Source organism: Fulvimonas yonginensis (assembly GCF_037137055.1).
Taxonomy (GTDB): domain Bacteria; phylum Pseudomonadota; class Gammaproteobacteria; order Xanthomonadales; family Rhodanobacteraceae; genus Frateuria_A; species Frateuria_A yonginensis.
Window position 1 is genome coordinate 1 of sequence record NZ_JBBBNY010000015.1, and the last position, 17,159, is coordinate 17,159.

Annotated in this window: 7 protein-coding genes; 2 read left to right on the plus strand and 5 right to left on the minus strand. The window is 65.7% G+C overall.

Features of this window, described 5'->3' with window-relative positions:
- The first annotated feature begins 135 nt into the window (after positions 1–135).
- A complete protein-coding gene (locus WAT24_RS15020) occupies positions 136–375 on the plus strand; it encodes a hypothetical protein (RefSeq protein ID WP_336808719.1) in 240 nt (79 codons plus the stop codon).
- Positions 376–730: 355 nt separating this feature from the next.
- Here WAT24_RS15020 and WAT24_RS15025 read toward each other — a convergent pair whose 3' ends face one another.
- From WAT24_RS15025 to WAT24_RS15040, 4 genes are all read right to left on the minus strand, one after another.
- On the minus strand, positions 731–1,066 hold the full coding sequence (locus tag WAT24_RS15025; RefSeq protein WP_336808720.1) for a hypothetical protein: 336 nt from the start codon (positions 1,064–1,066) through the stop codon (positions 731–733).
- A gap of 116 nt (positions 1,067–1,182) precedes the next feature.
- Positions 1,183–1,458 carry an immunity protein Tsi6 family protein gene (locus tag WAT24_RS15030; RefSeq protein WP_336808721.1) on the minus strand — a complete coding sequence of 92 codons (276 nt, stop codon included), beginning with the start codon at positions 1,456–1,458 and terminating at the stop codon, positions 1,183–1,185.
- On the minus strand, positions 1,458–15,695 hold the full coding sequence (locus WAT24_RS15035) for a putative Ig domain-containing protein (protein WP_336808722.1): 14,238 nt from the start codon (positions 15,693–15,695) through the stop codon (positions 1,458–1,460). Before WAT24_RS15035 ends, WAT24_RS15030 begins: the two co-directional genes overlap by 1 nt.
- A 97-nt stretch (positions 15,696–15,792) precedes the next feature.
- The gene (locus tag WAT24_RS15040; RefSeq protein WP_336808723.1) at positions 15,793–16,170 is read right to left on the minus strand and encodes a hypothetical protein; all 378 of its coding nucleotides are present in this window, start codon (positions 16,168–16,170) and stop codon (positions 15,793–15,795) included.
- Positions 16,171–16,298: 128 nt separating this feature from the next.
- Between WAT24_RS15040 and WAT24_RS15045 the strand changes: the two genes are divergently transcribed.
- Positions 16,299–16,493, plus strand: coding sequence for a hypothetical protein (locus WAT24_RS15045; RefSeq protein ID WP_336808724.1), 195 nt, complete (start codon positions 16,299–16,301; stop codon positions 16,491–16,493).
- 36 nt (positions 16,494–16,529) lie between these two features.
- On the opposite strand, the gene WAT24_RS15050 is transcribed toward WAT24_RS15045, so the two are convergent.
- Entirely contained in the window at positions 16,530–17,159 is a 630-nt protein-coding gene (locus WAT24_RS15050; RefSeq protein ID WP_336808725.1) for an FMN-binding negative transcriptional regulator, read from the minus strand.

Sequence of the window (17,159 nt, forward strand, 5' to 3'; positions counted from 1 at the left end):
CGCCCGAATATGGCACTCGGTGGCATCACGCCGATGCAGAAATTGGCGCTTGCCGCATAGCTCCACTTTTGGCGTCCGCTGAAAGCGGGGGGATTACCCCTGGGCAACATCCACCGAACACCACGGAGAACGACCATGCGCAACGCCCTCGACATCAACCACGGCGTGGACTTCGAACGGGCGTGGGAACGCCTCGACCGAGCCGCCGGGAAGATCTTCCGCGACTACTGGAAGGCCAAGAAGGGCAACGCCAGCGAGGAAGAGATCGAGCGGCTACGCCAGGCCTACGACGAAGCGCAGGCAAGGACGCATGCGCTGTCGCGGCGCGATGAGGCGGCGATCAAGGCGGTGCTGGCTGAGCCGGTGGATGACTGACGCGATAAAGAAGAACGCCCGCTCGGGGCGGGCGTTCTGCTTGGGGCTTCTGTGTGAGAAACCTGACAGTGCGTTATTGCCTTGCTTGACGGGAACGCAGTTCGTTGGATATCCGAGCAGCCATACTCAACAAATCCCCACTTACAACTCCCCAGTGATCCAAGGACCTGGAAATACTGAGCGGAGGCAACTGCTCACACCTTTGCAGCTTCTGCTGCAGGTTCTCGAAGAGCAATTTGGTCGCTGCCTTGCTTTGGGCAGTCCACCCATCCGCTGCCTCTTCTGCACTCAACGGAGCAGACAGCCTAGCCAGCATCGTCTCAATGTCACGCTCTACCGCTTGTTCTGACATCCCTCAGTACCCCGTGCCCGAGCCAATTTGAAATGCACCACGATTGACGATCACCGTCTGCTGCACGCCAGGCGCACCGTTCGCAACACCGCCTTCTAGAACGATACTTCGACCGGTGGAGGTAACTGGCTGCATAAGGGTGGCCCCGTTTCCATAAGGCCCAAGATAAAGCCCTTCGACAGCGTCTGCCGGATTCGCGAATTGGGTCTTTGTTAGGAAGCTTCCCTTGCTGTCCGCAACGTCCGTATAGCGAAGGAAGTCTTCCCCCGGTCGGACCAAGCGCGCCGTAATCGGCCCATCAAAAGACGCCGTGAAGTCGGCTGCAAGCTCTTCAGGCATGCCGTTTTCAACGAGGAAGGACTGAGCCCGCTCTGGTGAAATGACCGCTGAGGTTCGCAACCCGCTGCCGGAAGTGGCCGTGATCGCATTCGCTTCAAGCGCTGCGCTGTTTGGAACTATTTGAGCATGGCCCGCTTCATAACCTCGACCTCTTCCGCGACGGAATAAAGCAGCTCGGCAACATCAGGGGCCAATGGATCAATCTCCTTGAGAGCCAAGACTCCAATAATAATCTCGTTCAGACGGGAGGCATCCGAGCGCTCCCCGCGCTCCAGCTCAATCAAGAACGACAGCTGCTTGAGGATTGATCCTATCGATGAATCGCTGGGATATCTTTCCTGAAGCTTTTCAGTCGCAGCCTTAGCTTTCAAAAGAACGTCTATCCGACTCATCAGTAAGGCCCTTGAATGGGAATAAATAGATTCTTGTTTGTTGGAATCCATTGTATTCCACCGCCAGAGGTAATCACAGGGTAGTTTTTGCCGAGGGTCCAAGTATCGACAACAGGAGCCGCACGCGACTCGAGGACACTGACGGTTCGGCTGGCTTCAAAAACCCAAGGCTCGCGCAGCCCCGCAGCCACCCCACTCGCGTCCGCCGATTGGCCTATCGGACCAAACCAGTCACCAATTCTTCCCGCCTTCACCAGCTGCTGTACCTGTGTACCGGCTTCAAAGGTCCTAACTGTGACGGGTTGCGTGAAGTCTATGCCGCCGCCGTCTAGGATAGCGTTTACTTTCGCCGAACTAAAACCTTCATTCGACAAAAAAGTACGCGCTGTAGCACGGCGCCCAAAAACAAGAAAGCCTGAATCCTTCAGTGCGGCTTTATTTTCGGCGATATTAGAAAGAACTTTCTCACGAATAGAGCTGCCTGCTGCGTTTGGAACCTCCGCCGCTATGGTCTCAAGCTGCTCCGCCGTGAATCGTGACACCGGAACGCTATCTCTGCCAAGCCCAGCAATCCCATCCATGACCCACTGCGCGCCCTTGGCGATATAGGGTGCCGCAAGTTCACCCGCCACGCCCAATAACGCTCCGCCTGCGACGCCGAACCCCAGGCTTACAGGGGAGAAATCGCGCTGACCAACCAGGCCATCGGTTTCTCTATAGGCAAGCATTTCAGCGCCTTGGTCAGCGAGGCTGTTCACGCCACCGACGCCTCCCCACACCATCGCCCCGGCAATGAGGTCGCTACCAAAGTAGGCGGATGCGATCGGCAGAACGAGCGCACCGACGGCGGATGTACCTCCTAGAACAGCGGGCGCTCCAGCGTAACCCAGGAATCGCAGCGCATCCTGATCCTGCCACTTGTGAAAAGAGGCTTGGAAGGATCGGGTTTGTGCCCTTGACGCATCACGATCCGCTTGTACCCGCCGGTAATCCACCAACGCTTGGCGTGATTCAATCTCGTGATCCAGCCCAGTCTGCCACATCGCCTCTTCCTGCGGCGTGTAGAAATATTCCGTCACCGGCGTTCCCGTGGTGGCATCAACTCCCGCAAGAGTTACAGCCTGCGAGGGATTGGCCGTCGTCTTGCCGTCGTAACCCGGTGCTCGCCATTCCAGAGGGGCCGAGTCGTCGGCCGAAGCTTCCGCCTTTATCACAGGCGATCCACCGAGTGGGATGTCGCCCACAGTCGGAGGAGACATGGACAAGTCCACCGTTGGCCTGACCAGCTGTGCATCAATGGGCGGTAGCTCATCTTGGGCACGGAACCCAGGGTCCACGTCTCCGATGTGATCCGAGAGCTCTTGAGCCAATGAGTTTCCAAGAGCGTTGCCGAATGCATCCCGTGCAATCTGCCCACTGTTTGCCCCATGCCCACCCAGCAAACGTGTTGTTTCGCTGTTGATAGAGCCGCCTACCAGTCCACCCACCAAGTTCTGGCCAAAGGTGTTGTCGGAAAGACCAAGCTCCTGATCGAGCGTACCCGGCAAATTCATTAGCGAAGTTGCTTCCGTGCTGACCGCGGCGGCGGCAACGTTCGTCCAACTGAAGTGAGCGTCCTGGCCGGCCAGCCTCGCACCTGCATAGCTTCCCACGGCGCTCGCTGCACCAAAACCCGCGATGCGGGCATCCGCCGCGAAGGTCTTGGCCTTTCCTAGCGCCGATAGGCTTTGACCACCCGTTGCTAGGCCACCAAGGCCCGCCGTAAGTCCTGCACCCAGTCCGGCGCCCAAGGCCTCGCCAAAGGAGAATCCCTGATGGACACCCAGGGCATCGCCCACGAGTTGGCCCGCTACGCTGCCTGCAAAGCCGCCAATGGCCGCTGCGGCCATGCCCTCGGCGACCGATACGCCCGCGACAGCGGTACCGCTGAGAACGGCGCCACCTGTGGCAAACAATCCGCCTGATGCACCCATGGCGGTTGCAGCGGCACCGGCGGTCATGATGGTTGCAACCACCACCACCGCGATGACAACGATCATCGCCAAGGTGCTGCAATGATGCGGACTCGGCGGCGGCGGCGCATACACCATCGGAGGCGTCGTACTCCCGCTGATCTCCGCCGGGTTGTACGGCTTGAACGTCGTCGAATCGTTGCTGTTGGTCCTCACCTGCGGCACGTTCAGCGTCTGCCCAGCCACCAGGTCGTCGTCCGAGTCGAGCCCGTTGGCCTGGGCGATCACGTACCACAGGCTGGCGTCGCCGTATTCGGCCTGGGCGATGCTGCGCAGGGTGTCGGCGGCCTGCACCACGTAGCCGCTGGTGCCGGTTTCGGTGTTGCTGAAGGCGGTGAGGCCGTTGAGCACGTCGATACCGCCGCCTTCGTCGACGCTGCCCACCTGCTGGCCGTTGACGTAGGCGTAGTGGATCGTGCCGGCGCCGTTCTTGGCGACGAACGTGCCGCTGCTCAGCGTGCCGTCGCGGCGGCGCAGGATCTCGCCGTTGGCGTCGAAGGCGAAGGTGCGTACCTCGTCGTCCAGCGTGCCGCTGGACAGCTGCACGTGCTGCTCGATCGCCAGGCGTTGGCCGAACACGTTGTAGTAGCTGGTGTCCGTGGCGGGGCGGTAGTTGCTGTCGCTGCTGGAGCCGGTGGTCGAGCGCTCCAGGTAGCCATCCTCGCGGAAGTAGTTGACGTGGTAGGTGTCGACCCGACCGCTGGAGACCGTCTTGTAGCTGTAGTCGGTGATGTTGCCGACCGCGTCGTAGCCGCTGCTGCCGTCGCTCTTGCGGTAGGTCACCTGGTTCTGCAGGCCCATGCCGGCCCAGCTGGTGGCGTCCACGGCGGGCATGGTGGTGGGCGGCGTCGCGGTGGCGCCATCGCCTTGCCAGGTACCCGGATGGGCGAAGTTCTGCTCCTGCAGCAGGCGCCCGTCGGCGTCGTAGTGGTCGATCGTCGCCGAGGCCAGCATGCCACCGATATCGGTACCGTCGGTCCAGGAGTCCTCGGAGTACGGGTCGAGCTTGATCAGGCCGCCGTTGATGCGGGTGGTCGTGCCGAGCGCATAGAACTTCTCGGTCGCCAGCAGCTTGCCCTCGCCGTCGTAGACGCGCTGCTCCTCGATGCCACGGTAGGAACCACCAGCGGTCACGTCCACCGCGTAGTCGGCGCGCACCAGCTCGTTGCGCTCGTCGTAATAGGACGTCTGCGTCTGTGTGTGGCCGTTGCTGTCGATCAGCGTATGGCTGACGGCATTGCCCGCGGCGTCGTACAGGGTCTGGCTGGAACTGGAGTCCTCCTTGAGCACGATCTTGCCGTTGACCAGCGCACCGTTGGTGATCTGCACGCGGTTGTCGGCGTCGTAGGTGAACCAGTAGGTCTCGATGTCCGGGCTGCTGGCGGTGCTGCCACCGGTGCTGCCACCGGTGCTGCCGCCAGTGCTGCCACCGGTGCCGCCGCCCCCGTCGATCGGGACCATCTGCATCTGCATGCCCGAGCTGGGTGACTTCGCTGCGTAGGGGTCCAGCAGCTTGGGGTTACTGATATGCCGCGCGTAAGCGGTGAAAGTCGCCGATACCGAATGACCAAGCGTATCCGTGGCCGTGACGACAACGGTGAAAGGGCCGTAATCCAGGTCGTCGAGGTTGGCGGAAAAGGTACGCGTGCTAGGCGAGAAATTCAGCCAGCCGCCACTGCTGCTTGCATTTGAGGAGTAGGTCAGCGCGTAGCCTTCCGGGCTGGAGAAGGCCGTACTGGGAACCGTGTAGCTGTTGTTGCCGGAGGCAAAAGTGAAGGAAGAAACCAGGCCGCCGTTGTACACCGGCGGCGCTGCGACCGTCACACTGATCTGGAACGTCCCGGATACATAGGCGCCACGGCTGTCGGTCGCCTTGTAGGTGACGGTATACGTCCCCGCCGTGGTCGGCGTTCCGCTGAAGGTCCGCGTCGAAGCGGTGAAGGTGATACCCGGAGGCAGGCCGGTGGCGCTGTAGCTGATCGCATCGCCATTGGCATCGGTGGCGACCGGCAACTGGAAAGCCGAGATGGCTTGGCCCTGGGCGAACGAACGGTTGGTCATGCTGCCGCTCCACACGGGGGCGACATTGCGGATGGTCAACACGAAGCTGTCCGACACCGTGCGGCCAAGGGCATCCTTGGCGGTCACGGTAATGGTGTAGCTGCCCGATGCCACCTTGCCGATGGTCAGCGACGTGCCGGTGAAGGTCACGCCGGAAGGCAAGCCGCTCGCCGTATAGGTGAGACCGCGCCCGTAAGGATCGGTAAAGGTTCCGGAGGAGACGACCGTGATGGTTCCAGCCCCCGGGCTCTGGACCGCGGGATCGGCAATGCCCTGCGCGACGGCAGGAGGCGCATAGGTGTTGCTCAGCGTGAACTGGGCCGCCGCGGCACCGCCCTGCCCGTTGGTCGCGGTGACTCGCAGGGCATAGCTCGCATCCTGGTAAGTCGATCCGTCGTACGACGCGTTGTACACCAGGGCCTTGGGAACCCCGCTGATGGTGCCCCTGGTGGCGTTCATGGACAAGCCGACCTGGCTGATGTCGACCCATTCGGCCGCCACGGTGACGGTGTACTCGGTGTCGTACTTGGCGTTGAGCTTCAGCACGGTGTGCTCGGGAATGAGCACCTGCGCCGAGTAGCTCAGGGCCCCGCCATCCGGCTCGACGAATGCACCGCTGGGCACCGGGATGGAAATCGCACTGCCGCCGATCACCCCCGTGTGATTGGTGTACCCCCCGTTGTAGACCGGTGCCGGCTGCACATAGGCCTCGACCCCGAGCGTGAAGGCGCCGCTCGCCTTCTGTCCCTGCGGATTGGTTGCCGTGACCGTGATGGTGTAGCTGTACCCGATCTCGCTCGTCGGCGGGGTCCCGGAGAAAGTGCGTGTGCTCGCGTTGAACGTCAGCCAGCCGGGCAGGCCCGCCGCGCTGTAGGTCAGCGTCGTCTGGTCGGACTCGGTGAAGGCCGTGGAGGGAACGGTGTAGGCGAAGGCCCGGGTCGCATCCGCCACCTGCGCGGTCAGACCGCCGTGGTAGACCGGCGGAGTCGAGGCGACCGTGAGCGTGGTGGCGAGCGAGGCCGTCGCACCGTTGGAGGCATGGGCCACCACGCGCAGCTGATAGTTGCCGATGCTCCCCACGGGAGGCGTGCCCGAAAAGGTTCGGGTGCTGGTGTTGAAGCTCAGCCAGCTCGGCAAAGCCACCCAGCTGTTGCCGTTGTACCACTCTGCGCTGTAGGTCAGGCTGGCACCGTTGGCATCGGTTGCCACCGGCGCCGCGAAGGAGAGTGCGGTGCCGATGTGGCCCGTGGGCGCCGTGAGGCTGCCGGAAAACTCCGGCGCCACGACCGGCACGGTGATCGTGAAGGTGACCTTGGCGGTGTTCCCTTCCACATCGGTAGCGGTAAGGACGACCGTCCAGCTTCCGGCGGTCGTTGGCGTGCCGGTGAATACCGCGCCCGAGCGCTGCAGCCAGCTGGGCCATGCCGACCCATCGGCCAGGGCGGCCGACCAGGTCAGGCCGAAGCCGAGCTTGTCGTCGAAATGAGGGGCCGCATCGAGGCTGAAGGCCTGGCTCGGCTGTGCCGTAAGGTCTGCGATGCCCGTGGAGGTGACCTTGGTGCCCGATACGTCAATGCCGGTATAGGCGCTGTCCGAGCCGTTCTGTACGTAGACCGCACGGCGGTTGCCGGCCGCGTCGTAGACGTACGCCATCCGCATGATGCCGGTGCCGCCGGCGTTCTGTTGCGTGACCACGGCGATCCGGCCGTGGCTGTCGTACTCGGTAAGCGTCTGCGTGTGGATCTGGCTGTTGGCGCCGTCGACGCTCCAGGTTTCCGCGTCGACGGTTTCGCCCGCCGAATCGTAGGTGTTGGCGGTCCAACCGACGACCACGTCGTTGATGCGCTCGGTTGACTGCTTGAGCTGGCCGTCGGCGTAGTACGAATAGGTGATCGTGCTGGTGCCGCTCGTCTGCCCGCCTGGTAGGTAGCTCGGGTTGATCTGCCCCGTGGGCGTCCAGGTACTGGTCTGGGTGACCAGCAGGCCGCTTCCGCCATCGTAGGCATAGCTGGTGGTGGCGCCGTTCAGGTCGGTGTGCGAGCGCACACGGCCGAAGTAGTCGTAGCTCCAGGTCTGGGTGTAGTTGTTGGCGTCGGTATGACTGACCTGGTGGCCGTTGACGTCGTGTCGGAAGACCTCCGCCTGGCCGTTTGCATACTGCAACGGCGTCTGGCTCTTGAGGATCCGGTGCTGGCTGTCGAAGTCGTAGCGCGAAATGTTGCCAAGGGCATCGGTCACCGCGACGCGGTCGCCCGCGTTGTTGAGGCCGTAGCTCGCCTGGGTCTTCTGGGTACGCGTGGTGCCGTCGCTGTTGAGCAGGAAGTCGCCCTGCGCGATCACCTGGTCATTGAGGTTGTAGTGGTTCCAGGTGATGTGGGCCACCGAGCCGGCGGTGGAGCTGGCCGGTGGCGTCTGGCGGGCGAGTACCAGCCCCAGACCGTTGTAAGCGATGTAGCTGGTCGCCAGGGTGGCATCCTGGCTTTGCACCAGTTCGCCGGCCGCGTCGTAGGTGTTGACCGTGGTATGCCCGTTTTCGTCCTTGGTCTGGATGAGGCGACCGTTGACGTCGTAGTACTGGTACCGGATCGGAGACTGCCAGGTCTTCGCGCCGTTGGTCCCGACCACGAGCACGGTCGGTTCGGTCACCCGGTAGAGGTTGTTGTGGCTGTCGTAAAGGTAGGCGGTGGCGTAGCCGCGGACGTCGGTGACCGTGAGGGCATTGCCCCAGCGGTCATAGGTCACGGACGTCTGCGTGGTGCCGTCGATGCCGCTCGAGGCTAGCGCGGACGGCCCGCGTGTCATCGTCGCCCGACCGGCCAGGTCGAGCCAGAGATGGGTCCAGGTGTTCCCTGCACCACCGGTGGCGGCGTATTCATCCAGCACCATGTGGCCGGCGAGGTCGTAACCGTAGCTGTGGATGGCCCCGGTCTTCGCGTCCGGGGCGCTGATGAGGCGCCCCGCGTTGTCGTACACGAACACGGCTTCGTAGCCGTCGCTGCTGTAGGCGTCCACGACGCCGTCGCCCTTGGCGACGATCTCGCCGAAGGCGTTGTACTTGACGTACTCGGCCGCGTCGGGTGTAGCGACACCTGCTCGCGTTGTGACGGTGCTGAGCCGTTGGCCGGCGTTGTCGTACTGGCACACGGTGGTGACCGTGGTGCTGGCGCCGTTGCCGGTCTGGACATACCAGGTCTTGGTCTTGTTGCCCGCGGCGTCGTAGGTGCTGTAGTACGACGTGCCGTTGGCATCGACCGCGATCACCTCACGGCCCAGGGCATCGTAGTGGCTGTAGGTGGTGCGCGTCGCGGCGTTGGTGGCCGAGCGTTGCACCCGAAGCGCATTGCCGAGCGCGTCGTAGGTAAAGGTGGTGACCGGCGATATTTGCTGATAGAGCGATGCGCTCGATAGATCGAGCGCCGCGTTGCCCGCCAACAGCGCTTCCCAATTGGACACGAGCACGTTGCGCGCGGGTTCCGTGACGCTCGTGACACGGCCCAAGGCATCGTAGGCGGTGTGGGTAGTGGCGCCGTTTACGGTGACATCCGTGATGCGATCTTCGCCGTCGTAGGCGTAGGTGGTGACGCTATCGGCCTGGGCGAGGGCCGCCGCGCCGTTGACGTAGCCGAAGGCACCGTGGAAGGTTTCGCTCGTCCTGCGGCCGGCCGCATCGTAGCCGTAGGTGGTCTTGCGGTCGTAGCCGGTGGCCCCGCCACCGGGGGCGGGCAGGCCGGGCTGGGCGGTGGTGGACAGCGAGCCGGTGGCGACCGCGTTGGCGTATTCGACGTACGTGACGGCCTCGCCGGCGCCGTTGTAGGCCCAGGTGGTGACGTAGCCCAGCGGGTCCACGCTCATCACCTTCTGGTTCAGCGCGTTGTAATAGGTGTACGTCTTGGCCCACACCGCGTCGGTGTAGCCCGCCTGACCCGACGTGCCATACGCCCCCTGCAGCAGCACCGCGGTACAGACCAGGTTGCCGTAGGCGTCGTAGGTGTAGGTCGTGGTGGGGCTGGCGGTAGCCGCCATTCCGGCATTGGCCCCCATCGCGAGCACGTAGTTCACCGACGACTGCTGCACCTGAACCTTCTGGTTGCGCAGGTCGTAGGTCGTGGTGATCGTTCGATCGCCGGACGAGGCGGTGAGGCCTTGCAGCAACTGTGTCGCCGACATCGGCTGGCCCTTGGACCAACCGGTGATCTTGCTGGTGTTCAGGGCATTGGCGTAACGCTTGACCGTGGTCTGGTTGCCGTAGGCGTCGTAACCGTAGGAGGTCACGTAGCCATCGGCGTCGACCTCGTAGGCGACCGCCCCACGAGCGTCGTAGACCTTGTACTGGTAGTTGCCCCGCACGTCCTTGTCGACCACGGCGTGCCCGAGCGCGTCGTAGGTGACCACCGCACTCGTCGCGCCGGTCGGGCTGGTGGCGTGGAACACCCCGCTGGTATCCACGTATCCTGTATCCGGATAGGTGATGCTGGTCTGATGGTTGCGGCTGTCGTAGCCGTAGCCGATGGTGCGGGCGCCGGCGGTGCCATAGGCCTCGGTGCGCGCGGCGACGTTGCCGTTGGCGTCGTAGTCGTAGTGCGTCACCAACCCGGCCGAGGCGGTGGTGATCGTGTTGGCGGTGGTGAAGCCCGCCACCGTCACCGCCGGACTGGTCTCGTCGGTCAGTCGGCCGGCGCCATCGTAGGCATACGTCCAGGTCTTTCCGTCGCGGTTGGTGTAGGTTCGCTTGAGCCCGGTGGCGTCGTAGCTATAGGTTTGCGTGCCGATCGCATCGGTCACCTGCCAGACGCGGCCCGCGTGGTCGTAGCGCGTGGTGGTCGAGCGCGTGCTCGCCGCGGTGTTGGTGGCGGCAACCGCAGTGGCAACGTGCGCCTCGTCGAGGGTGGCTGGCAACGCAATGGCGTTGAGATAGGTCAGCGACTGGGTAACCCGCCCCTCCGCGTCGTATCGCTGTTCGGTGACGTAGCCTGCGGCGTCGATCGTGTAGCGCTGGCGCCCGGCAGCGTCGTAGACGAAGCGGGTGGTATGGGCGGGCGCACCCGCCAGCGACTGGCTCACGCTTTCGGCGGTCAGCTGGCTGGCGAGCGTACCGCTGCCCAGGGTGAGCGTGGTGCCGTACGCGATCTCCGCGGCCACTCGGCCGGCCGCGTCGTACCGGCGCTCGGTGATCACGCCGACGCGCTGACCGCCGACCAGGTCCTGGCGTATCACGAAGCGTAGTTGCCCGTCGGCGTCGTACAGGTTCAGGCTGGCTTCGGCCGTGTTCTCGCTGTTGCCCGCTGCGCTGACCAGCGGCGCAAAATCCTCGTCGGCCGTGCCGGCGACCAGCGCGCCCCACAGATCGGCATTGGTGATGCTCTGGTTGCTGACCGGGTGGGGATAGGCGATCGTCTCGGCCAGCCGCCCGGCGCTGTCGTAGCGGGTTTCGGTCACGTAGCCGAGCGGATCGATCGTATAGTGCACGCGGCCGGCCGCGTCGTACACCGTGTAGCGGCGCTGGTCGGTGCTGGCCTGCACCACCCGGGCCGCCACGTCGGAGAGGCTCGGCGCGGTCGCCAGTCCAGTGAGGCTGATGGGGGTCGCGTAGGTGCGCGTTGCCGTCACGCGCCCGTCGGCCTCGTAGAAGGCCTGCACGATGCCACCTGCGGCATCGATCGTGTAGACCCGTTCGTTCGCCTCGTCATAGACGTAGCGTGTGACGAAGCCCTTGGGGTCGGTCACCGCGACCAGGTTGTCGTTCCCGTCGTAGGTGTAGCTGGTGGTGAGCTTGAGCCCCTGCGGGTCGACGACCGTCTGCGTGCGTCGCCCCAGGGCGTCGTAGACGTAGGCGGTCGTGCGCGCCTCGGCGGTACCTGCGCCCTCGGTCACCGACAATCGATGCCCCGCGCCGTCCCAGGTCCAGGTGGTGGTGGCCGTCCGGCTGTGGCTGGTACCGAGGTCGACGTCCTGCACCATCGTTACGATCTGCCCATCGGCGTCGTAGCTGTAGGTGCGGGTGGCGCCCGTGGCGTCGATCATCTTCACCTGCTGGCCACGACCGTCGTACGCGTAGGTCGTCGTCTGCGCCAGGCCGGCGGGGTCGATCGTACGCGTCAGCACCCGGCCCGCCGCGTCGTAGGTGTAGGCGACCCTCCGCCCGCTGGCATCGGTCTGGATGTCCAGCTCGCCCAGCAGGTCGTAATGGTTGGTACTGACGTTGCCGAGCGCATCGGTCGTCGTCAGCAACCGGCCATCGCCGTCGTAGGTGTAACGGGTGACGTTGCCGGCGCCGTCGGTGACCACCACGGTGTCCCCATAAGCATCGCGGACGGTGGTCAGCGTGATCCCGTCCGGTGTGGTCACCTTGACGGTACGGGCATCCGGGTAGGCGTACTGGGTGACCTGCCCCATCGCATCGACCTGCTGCACCACGCGATCGAATGCGTCGTAGACGGTCTGGGTCGTCCGCACACTGCCCTGCACCGTTTGCTGGACCAGGGTGACCCGACGCCCCTGTGCATCGTGCTGGTAACCGTAGGTGACCGTGTGGCCTTGCGCGTCGGTCGCGCTGAGAAGCCGTCCGAAAGCGTCGTAGCGGGCGGTCGTCGTGCGGGCCACGCCTCCCACGTCTTCCACCGTCCGGACGACCTGGCCGCGGGCGTCGTAGCTGTACTGCGCGATGGTGCTGTTGCCGGGGCTCAGCGCCTGGCCCGGGGCGGACAGCTGTCGCTGGCGGCTGGTCACCTCGCCGAACGCATCGTAGGCGACCGCGGTGGCATAGCCGTCGCCATCGGCGGTGCGGATGACGTTGCCGCGATGGTCGTAGATCCTCGTTTCCTGGGCGTCGTGCTGCGAATCCGCGATGGCCGCCACCGCCGCATCGAGCGCCGCCAGGGACGTGTCCTCCTGCAAACCGAGGGCGACCAGGTCGAGCCGTGCCGCCAACGTCGTGCTGTGCTGCAATTCACCGAAGGCGTCGTACTGAAGTCGGGTGACTTCGCCCAGGGCATTGGACGTGCCGCCACTGGCGATGCCGCGCACGGTGTAGGCCAAGCGGCCGGCCGCATCGTAGAAATACCAGACGTGGTTGCCCTGCGCGTCGGTGCTGCGCACACGCTGGCCAAGCGCGTTGTATTCGTAGCTTTGGGTGATGCCGGCGCCGTCGGTACTCTGCACCACCTCGCCGAAGCCGTCGACCTGGGCGGAACTGCTGCGCGCCTGGGCCCCCGGCTCCGGCGGCGTGGTGACCGTGCCGACAAGCTGACCGGTGGCGGTGTCGTAGCTGTACACGGTTACCGTGCCGTCCACGGCCGTGCTTCGGCACAGCCGCCCGTCGGCATCGTAGGCCTTGGTCTGGGTCTGGCCGAGGGGGCTGGCCAGCAAGCCGACAAGCGTTGCAGCCGTTTCCTGCCCGGTCAGCCCCGAGCGCTGCTCCGGCATAAGCGGCGACGCATATCGGGTGGCGCAGACCGTGTGCAGTTGGTCGTCGTAGGTCGTGACGCTGAGATAGCCATCGGCATCCAGATGAGCCACCACGCGCCCGGCGGCGTCGTACCACGAGCGGCTGAGCGCATCGGCATCGCCCGGCACGACGGCGGCAAGTACATCCGGCAGCGCTGGCAAGGGCCCGAGCTGGGCGCGCCGATCGGGCGTCAGCGCGGTGCCGTAAACGAGCGTGCGCACGGCGTGGCCGGCGACGTCGTAGGCCACGGTGGTGACGTAGCCTGCGGCATCCAGCGTGGCCACGGCCCGCCCGGCCGGATCGTAGAACGTGTAGCTCGTGCGGTCCTGGGCACCCGGCAGCAGACCGGCCTGCAGCGTGGCCAGATCCGGGGTAGTCGCCAGGGCGCTCCGATGGGCCGCATCCAGCGCAGTGGCATAGGCCGTGCGGGAGACCTGTTGTCCCGCGCCGTCGTAGCCGTAAGCGGTGACGTAGCCCTCCCCATCGACCGTTGCAGCCAATCGCCCGGCCACGTCGTAGAGCTGGTAGCCGACGCGGTCGTCTGCGTTCGCGGCGGGCAGAACGTCCGTCAGTGCCGTGGCCAGGCCATCCACACCGCCCGCCATCCAGCCCGCCGTGCTGATGCGCGTCGCAAACGCCTTGGTTGCCACCACCCGACCATCCGCATCACGCGTGTAGGCGACGACTGCGCCGGTGGCATCCACGGTCCCCGCCACGCGCCCCGCCGCGTCGTAGAAGGTATAGCTGTAAGCCCCATCGGGATCCTCAACCGCACGCAGCTGGCCTTCCGCGTCGTACGCGTACCGGGTGGTGCGGACCGACGTGCCGGTCGCCGATTCGGTGACGCTCACCAGCTCGCCCGCGCTGTTGCGTACCTCGGTACGCACATGCCCATTGGCCTGGGTCACGCTCAGCGTGCCGTGTGCGTCGTCGTAGCTGTAGGTGGTCGTGCTGCCGTCGACGGCATCCGTGCGGGATACCAGCCGCCCCAGCCCGTCGTACCCGTAGCTGACCGACTCCTGCACGGTACGGTCTACGCCGCGCACGGAGATCTGCTGGCGCAGCAGACCCTGGGCGTCGTACACGTACCGGGTCACGGACTCGCCGGCGTCGTCCACGCCCTGGCCCTGCGCGTCCACTCGATCGTAGATCCGCGTTTGCGCGAGCCGCCCCGCCGTGTCGTAGGCGTAGGCCGTCAGGGTGCTCAGGGTCAGGTCCTGTGCATTGGACCAGCCATCCAACTGCGCGAGCGTCGGCGTCTCGCCCGTACCCAGCGTGTCCAGGGGGTACGCCGCAGCCAGGTACTGCCGTTCACGCACCAGCCGACCCTGCGTGTCGTACTCGCGCGCCCGCAGCCCGCCATCGGCATCGATCGCATAGCGCAGCCGGCCCTGGGCGTCGTAGATGTACCGACTGGTAGCGGGATCCGCGGGGGCGGCGGCGCTTCCGGCGTCCGTTCCCAGCGGGTCGGCGGTCCGATAGAGCGTCCGCGTGAGCAGTTGGTCCTGGGCGTCGTAGGTGTATGCCACGGTCTCGCCGGCGGCATCACGCTGGAGCACCCGGTTGCCGTGCGCGTCGTAGCTGTAGACGGTGGTGCGGCCGAGTGCATCGGTCACGCTAGCCAGATGGCCGTCGGTGGTGTAGGCGTAGCTCGTCACCTGCCGCTGTCCGTCCACCGCGGGCGACGTGAGGCTGAGCAGGCGCCCCTGCGCATCGTAGGCGTAAGTCCACGCCCGGCCGCCCGCGTCCGTCACGGTCGTGGTGTGCGCGTCCAGGTCGTAGCTGAACTCCTGTCGCTGGGTCGCCGTGCCCTCGCCCAGGGTCACCGAGGCGACGCGCCAGGTGCCTTCGGCATCCTGCGCGTAGGTATAGGCGACGACCACCCCATCGCTCTGGCGCAACCCGGCCAGACGCAGGCTGTCGCCATCGTAGGCGTAGCTGGTGACGAAACTCTTGGCGTCGGCGCCGTCCTGCGGCGTCAGGTCGCTCGTCACGGTGGCCAGGCGGCCCAGCGTGTCGTAGCCGTAGCTGACCCGGCCCACCGTGACCGGTGCGCCGCCGCCAGGCGGGATCTCCCGGGTGGACAGGCTCTGCACGCGACCATCCGCGTCGTACCCGATCAGCAGCACCTCGCCGTCGGCGGCCGTCACGCTGACCAGCGCCTGCGATCCCGGATCGTAGCCCAGCGTGTAGGCGGCTCCGGTGGTCGTATCCCGCAGGATGCGGAGCATGCCGGCCGCGTCGTAGATCTCTTCGTTGCGACTACCGCCGGCGGTATAGGTCCAGGTCTGCGCACCGGCGTCCCACTGAAGCGTGTCCTGCGCGCCGGCACCGGTGGTGCCCACGTAAAGCCCCCGGCCGGCGTCGTACGTGAACACCTCGCGCTCGCCGTCACCGCCCTCCCGGAGCAGCGTGCTGCCGGTGCTGTCGATCGGGCCGTTCAGCGAGCCCAGGCGTCGGTCGAGCCCCAGCAACCAGGCCCCGTTCCCGAGGTCGCCGGTCGTGCCCTGGCTGTTGTAGGTCCGCACGAACCCGGCCAGCAGGCCTTGCGCCACCAGCCGCTCGTCCTGGTCGGCAACGATCAGGTTGCCCGTGGCGACATTGACGTATTGCGAGGCTCCGCTTTGCCCGAGCCCTGCCTGGCCAGCCGATCCCATGCCCAAGGTCGAAGCCGAGGTGCCCAACAGGCCCAGGCCGTTACCCGAAATAATCGCCACCATGGCGTCGTCCCCTGCTCGCTGCGGATCGGCCCGGCCCCATTGCCGAGACGTGTCCAGCGCCAATCCTTGGGAACGGACAAAAGTTTAGGGGGCGGTATTACTTCTGCAGGTCACGCAGCAAGGCGACCAACTTCCGCGGCGCCTCGGGATCGGCATCGAGCGTGCGCTCGATCGAATCGAGCATGGCCGTGAATTCGGCATGCTCTCGAAAGGTTGCCCCGAATTCCCACAGGAGGATCTCCCGCAGCACCGGGCGTTGTGCGGTCCGTAGCCCCTCTTTGCTGTCCAGGTCCACCCCTTGCACGACGTCCTTGAGCCGTTGGCGCAAAACGGCAGGGTCGTGCGTGGTGGTCGCAGGTCCGCCTGAATCGGTCGCGGCGGGCGGTCTGGTGCCGGCGGTGCCGGTCTTGCCGGTGGCCAGGGCTCTCAGGATCTCGATGGCGGAGGTTCCGGGACGAATGCGGTTTGTACTCACGGGCGGATCCGTCCCCTCGGGCCAGCGCCAGACCTTTCCACGGCCGCTCCCCTTGCGTCAAGCGAGCCTACACGCGGGCGCGACACGGCACTGCTCCAAGATGGCGCCGTCGCACCGGGAGGACACCCATGACCCCCTTGGACAAACCGCTCAAGCGCGAGCTCCGGATCGGCGAGGTCGCCTACACGCTGGTGCTGGACCCGCAGGGCCTCAAGCTCACCGAGAAGGGGCACCGGCGTGGAGTGGAGTTGCGCTGGGAGGATCTGATCAGCGGCAATGCGGCGTTGGCGACGGCGCTGCAGGCGTCGCTGGAAGCGGATTGACGGCGCCCTGCCCTGACCCGCCCGCGACGGCGAGGCCTACGGGCTGGCGTTGCGGATCGCCTCGGCCATGCGGCGGCTGGCTTCGTCGTCCGTCTCGGCCAGGCCGGCCAGCACGCCCTGCCGGTCGGCGGCGGTGCGGTTCTGGCTGAGCTTCCACTTGCCTTCCAGGCGTTCGATCGACAGGCGCAGGCCGGTGATGGCGCCGAGCATGCGGTCGATGTACTCGGCCGGGGCGTCGTCGATGCGCCAGGGCTCGGTGCGGCCGCGCTCGTGGCGGTCGGTGAGCTTGCCGAGCAGTTGGCGCAGCGCGGCCGGGTCGTCGAAGGTTTCCAGCGTGCCGTGCGCGTGCACGGCGATGTAGTTCCAGGTGGGCACTTCCTTGCCGTGAGTGCGCTTGCCCGGATACCAGCCGGCCGAGATGTAGCCGTGTGTGCCGAGGAAGATCGCCAGCGAGGCCGCGCCGCGGAGGGCGCCGTGCGCATTGGCGCGGGCGATGTGGCCGTACAGCGTGCCGTACGGGCCTTCGTCGCGCGCCAGCAGCATCGGGATGTGGCTCACCTGCATGCCGCCGGCCTCGGTGCTGACCAGGCTGGCCAAGGCGATCTCCTCGATCGCCGCGTGCAGCACGGGCAGGCGTGTTTCGCGGAAGGCGGACGGCGTGTACAT

Coding starts and splice junctions, on each gene's coding strand:
- WAT24_RS15050 (WP_336808725.1), bottom strand. CDS start 17,159: ATGTACACGCCGTCCGCCTTCCGCGAAACACGCCTGCCCGTGCTGCAC.
- WAT24_RS15030 (WP_336808721.1), bottom strand. CDS start 1,458: ATGAGTCGGATAGACGTTCTTTTGAAAGCTAAGGCTGCGACTGAAAAG.
- WAT24_RS15045 (WP_336808724.1), top strand. CDS start 16,299: ATGACCCCCTTGGACAAACCGCTCAAGCGCGAGCTCCGGATCGGCGAG.
- WAT24_RS15020 (WP_336808719.1), top strand. CDS start 136: ATGCGCAACGCCCTCGACATCAACCACGGCGTGGACTTCGAACGGGCG.
- WAT24_RS15035 (WP_336808722.1), bottom strand. CDS start 15,695: ATGGTGGCGATTATTTCGGGTAACGGCCTGGGCCTGTTGGGCACCTCG.
- WAT24_RS15025 (WP_336808720.1), bottom strand. CDS start 1,066: ATGCCTGAAGAGCTTGCAGCCGACTTCACGGCGTCTTTTGATGGGCCG.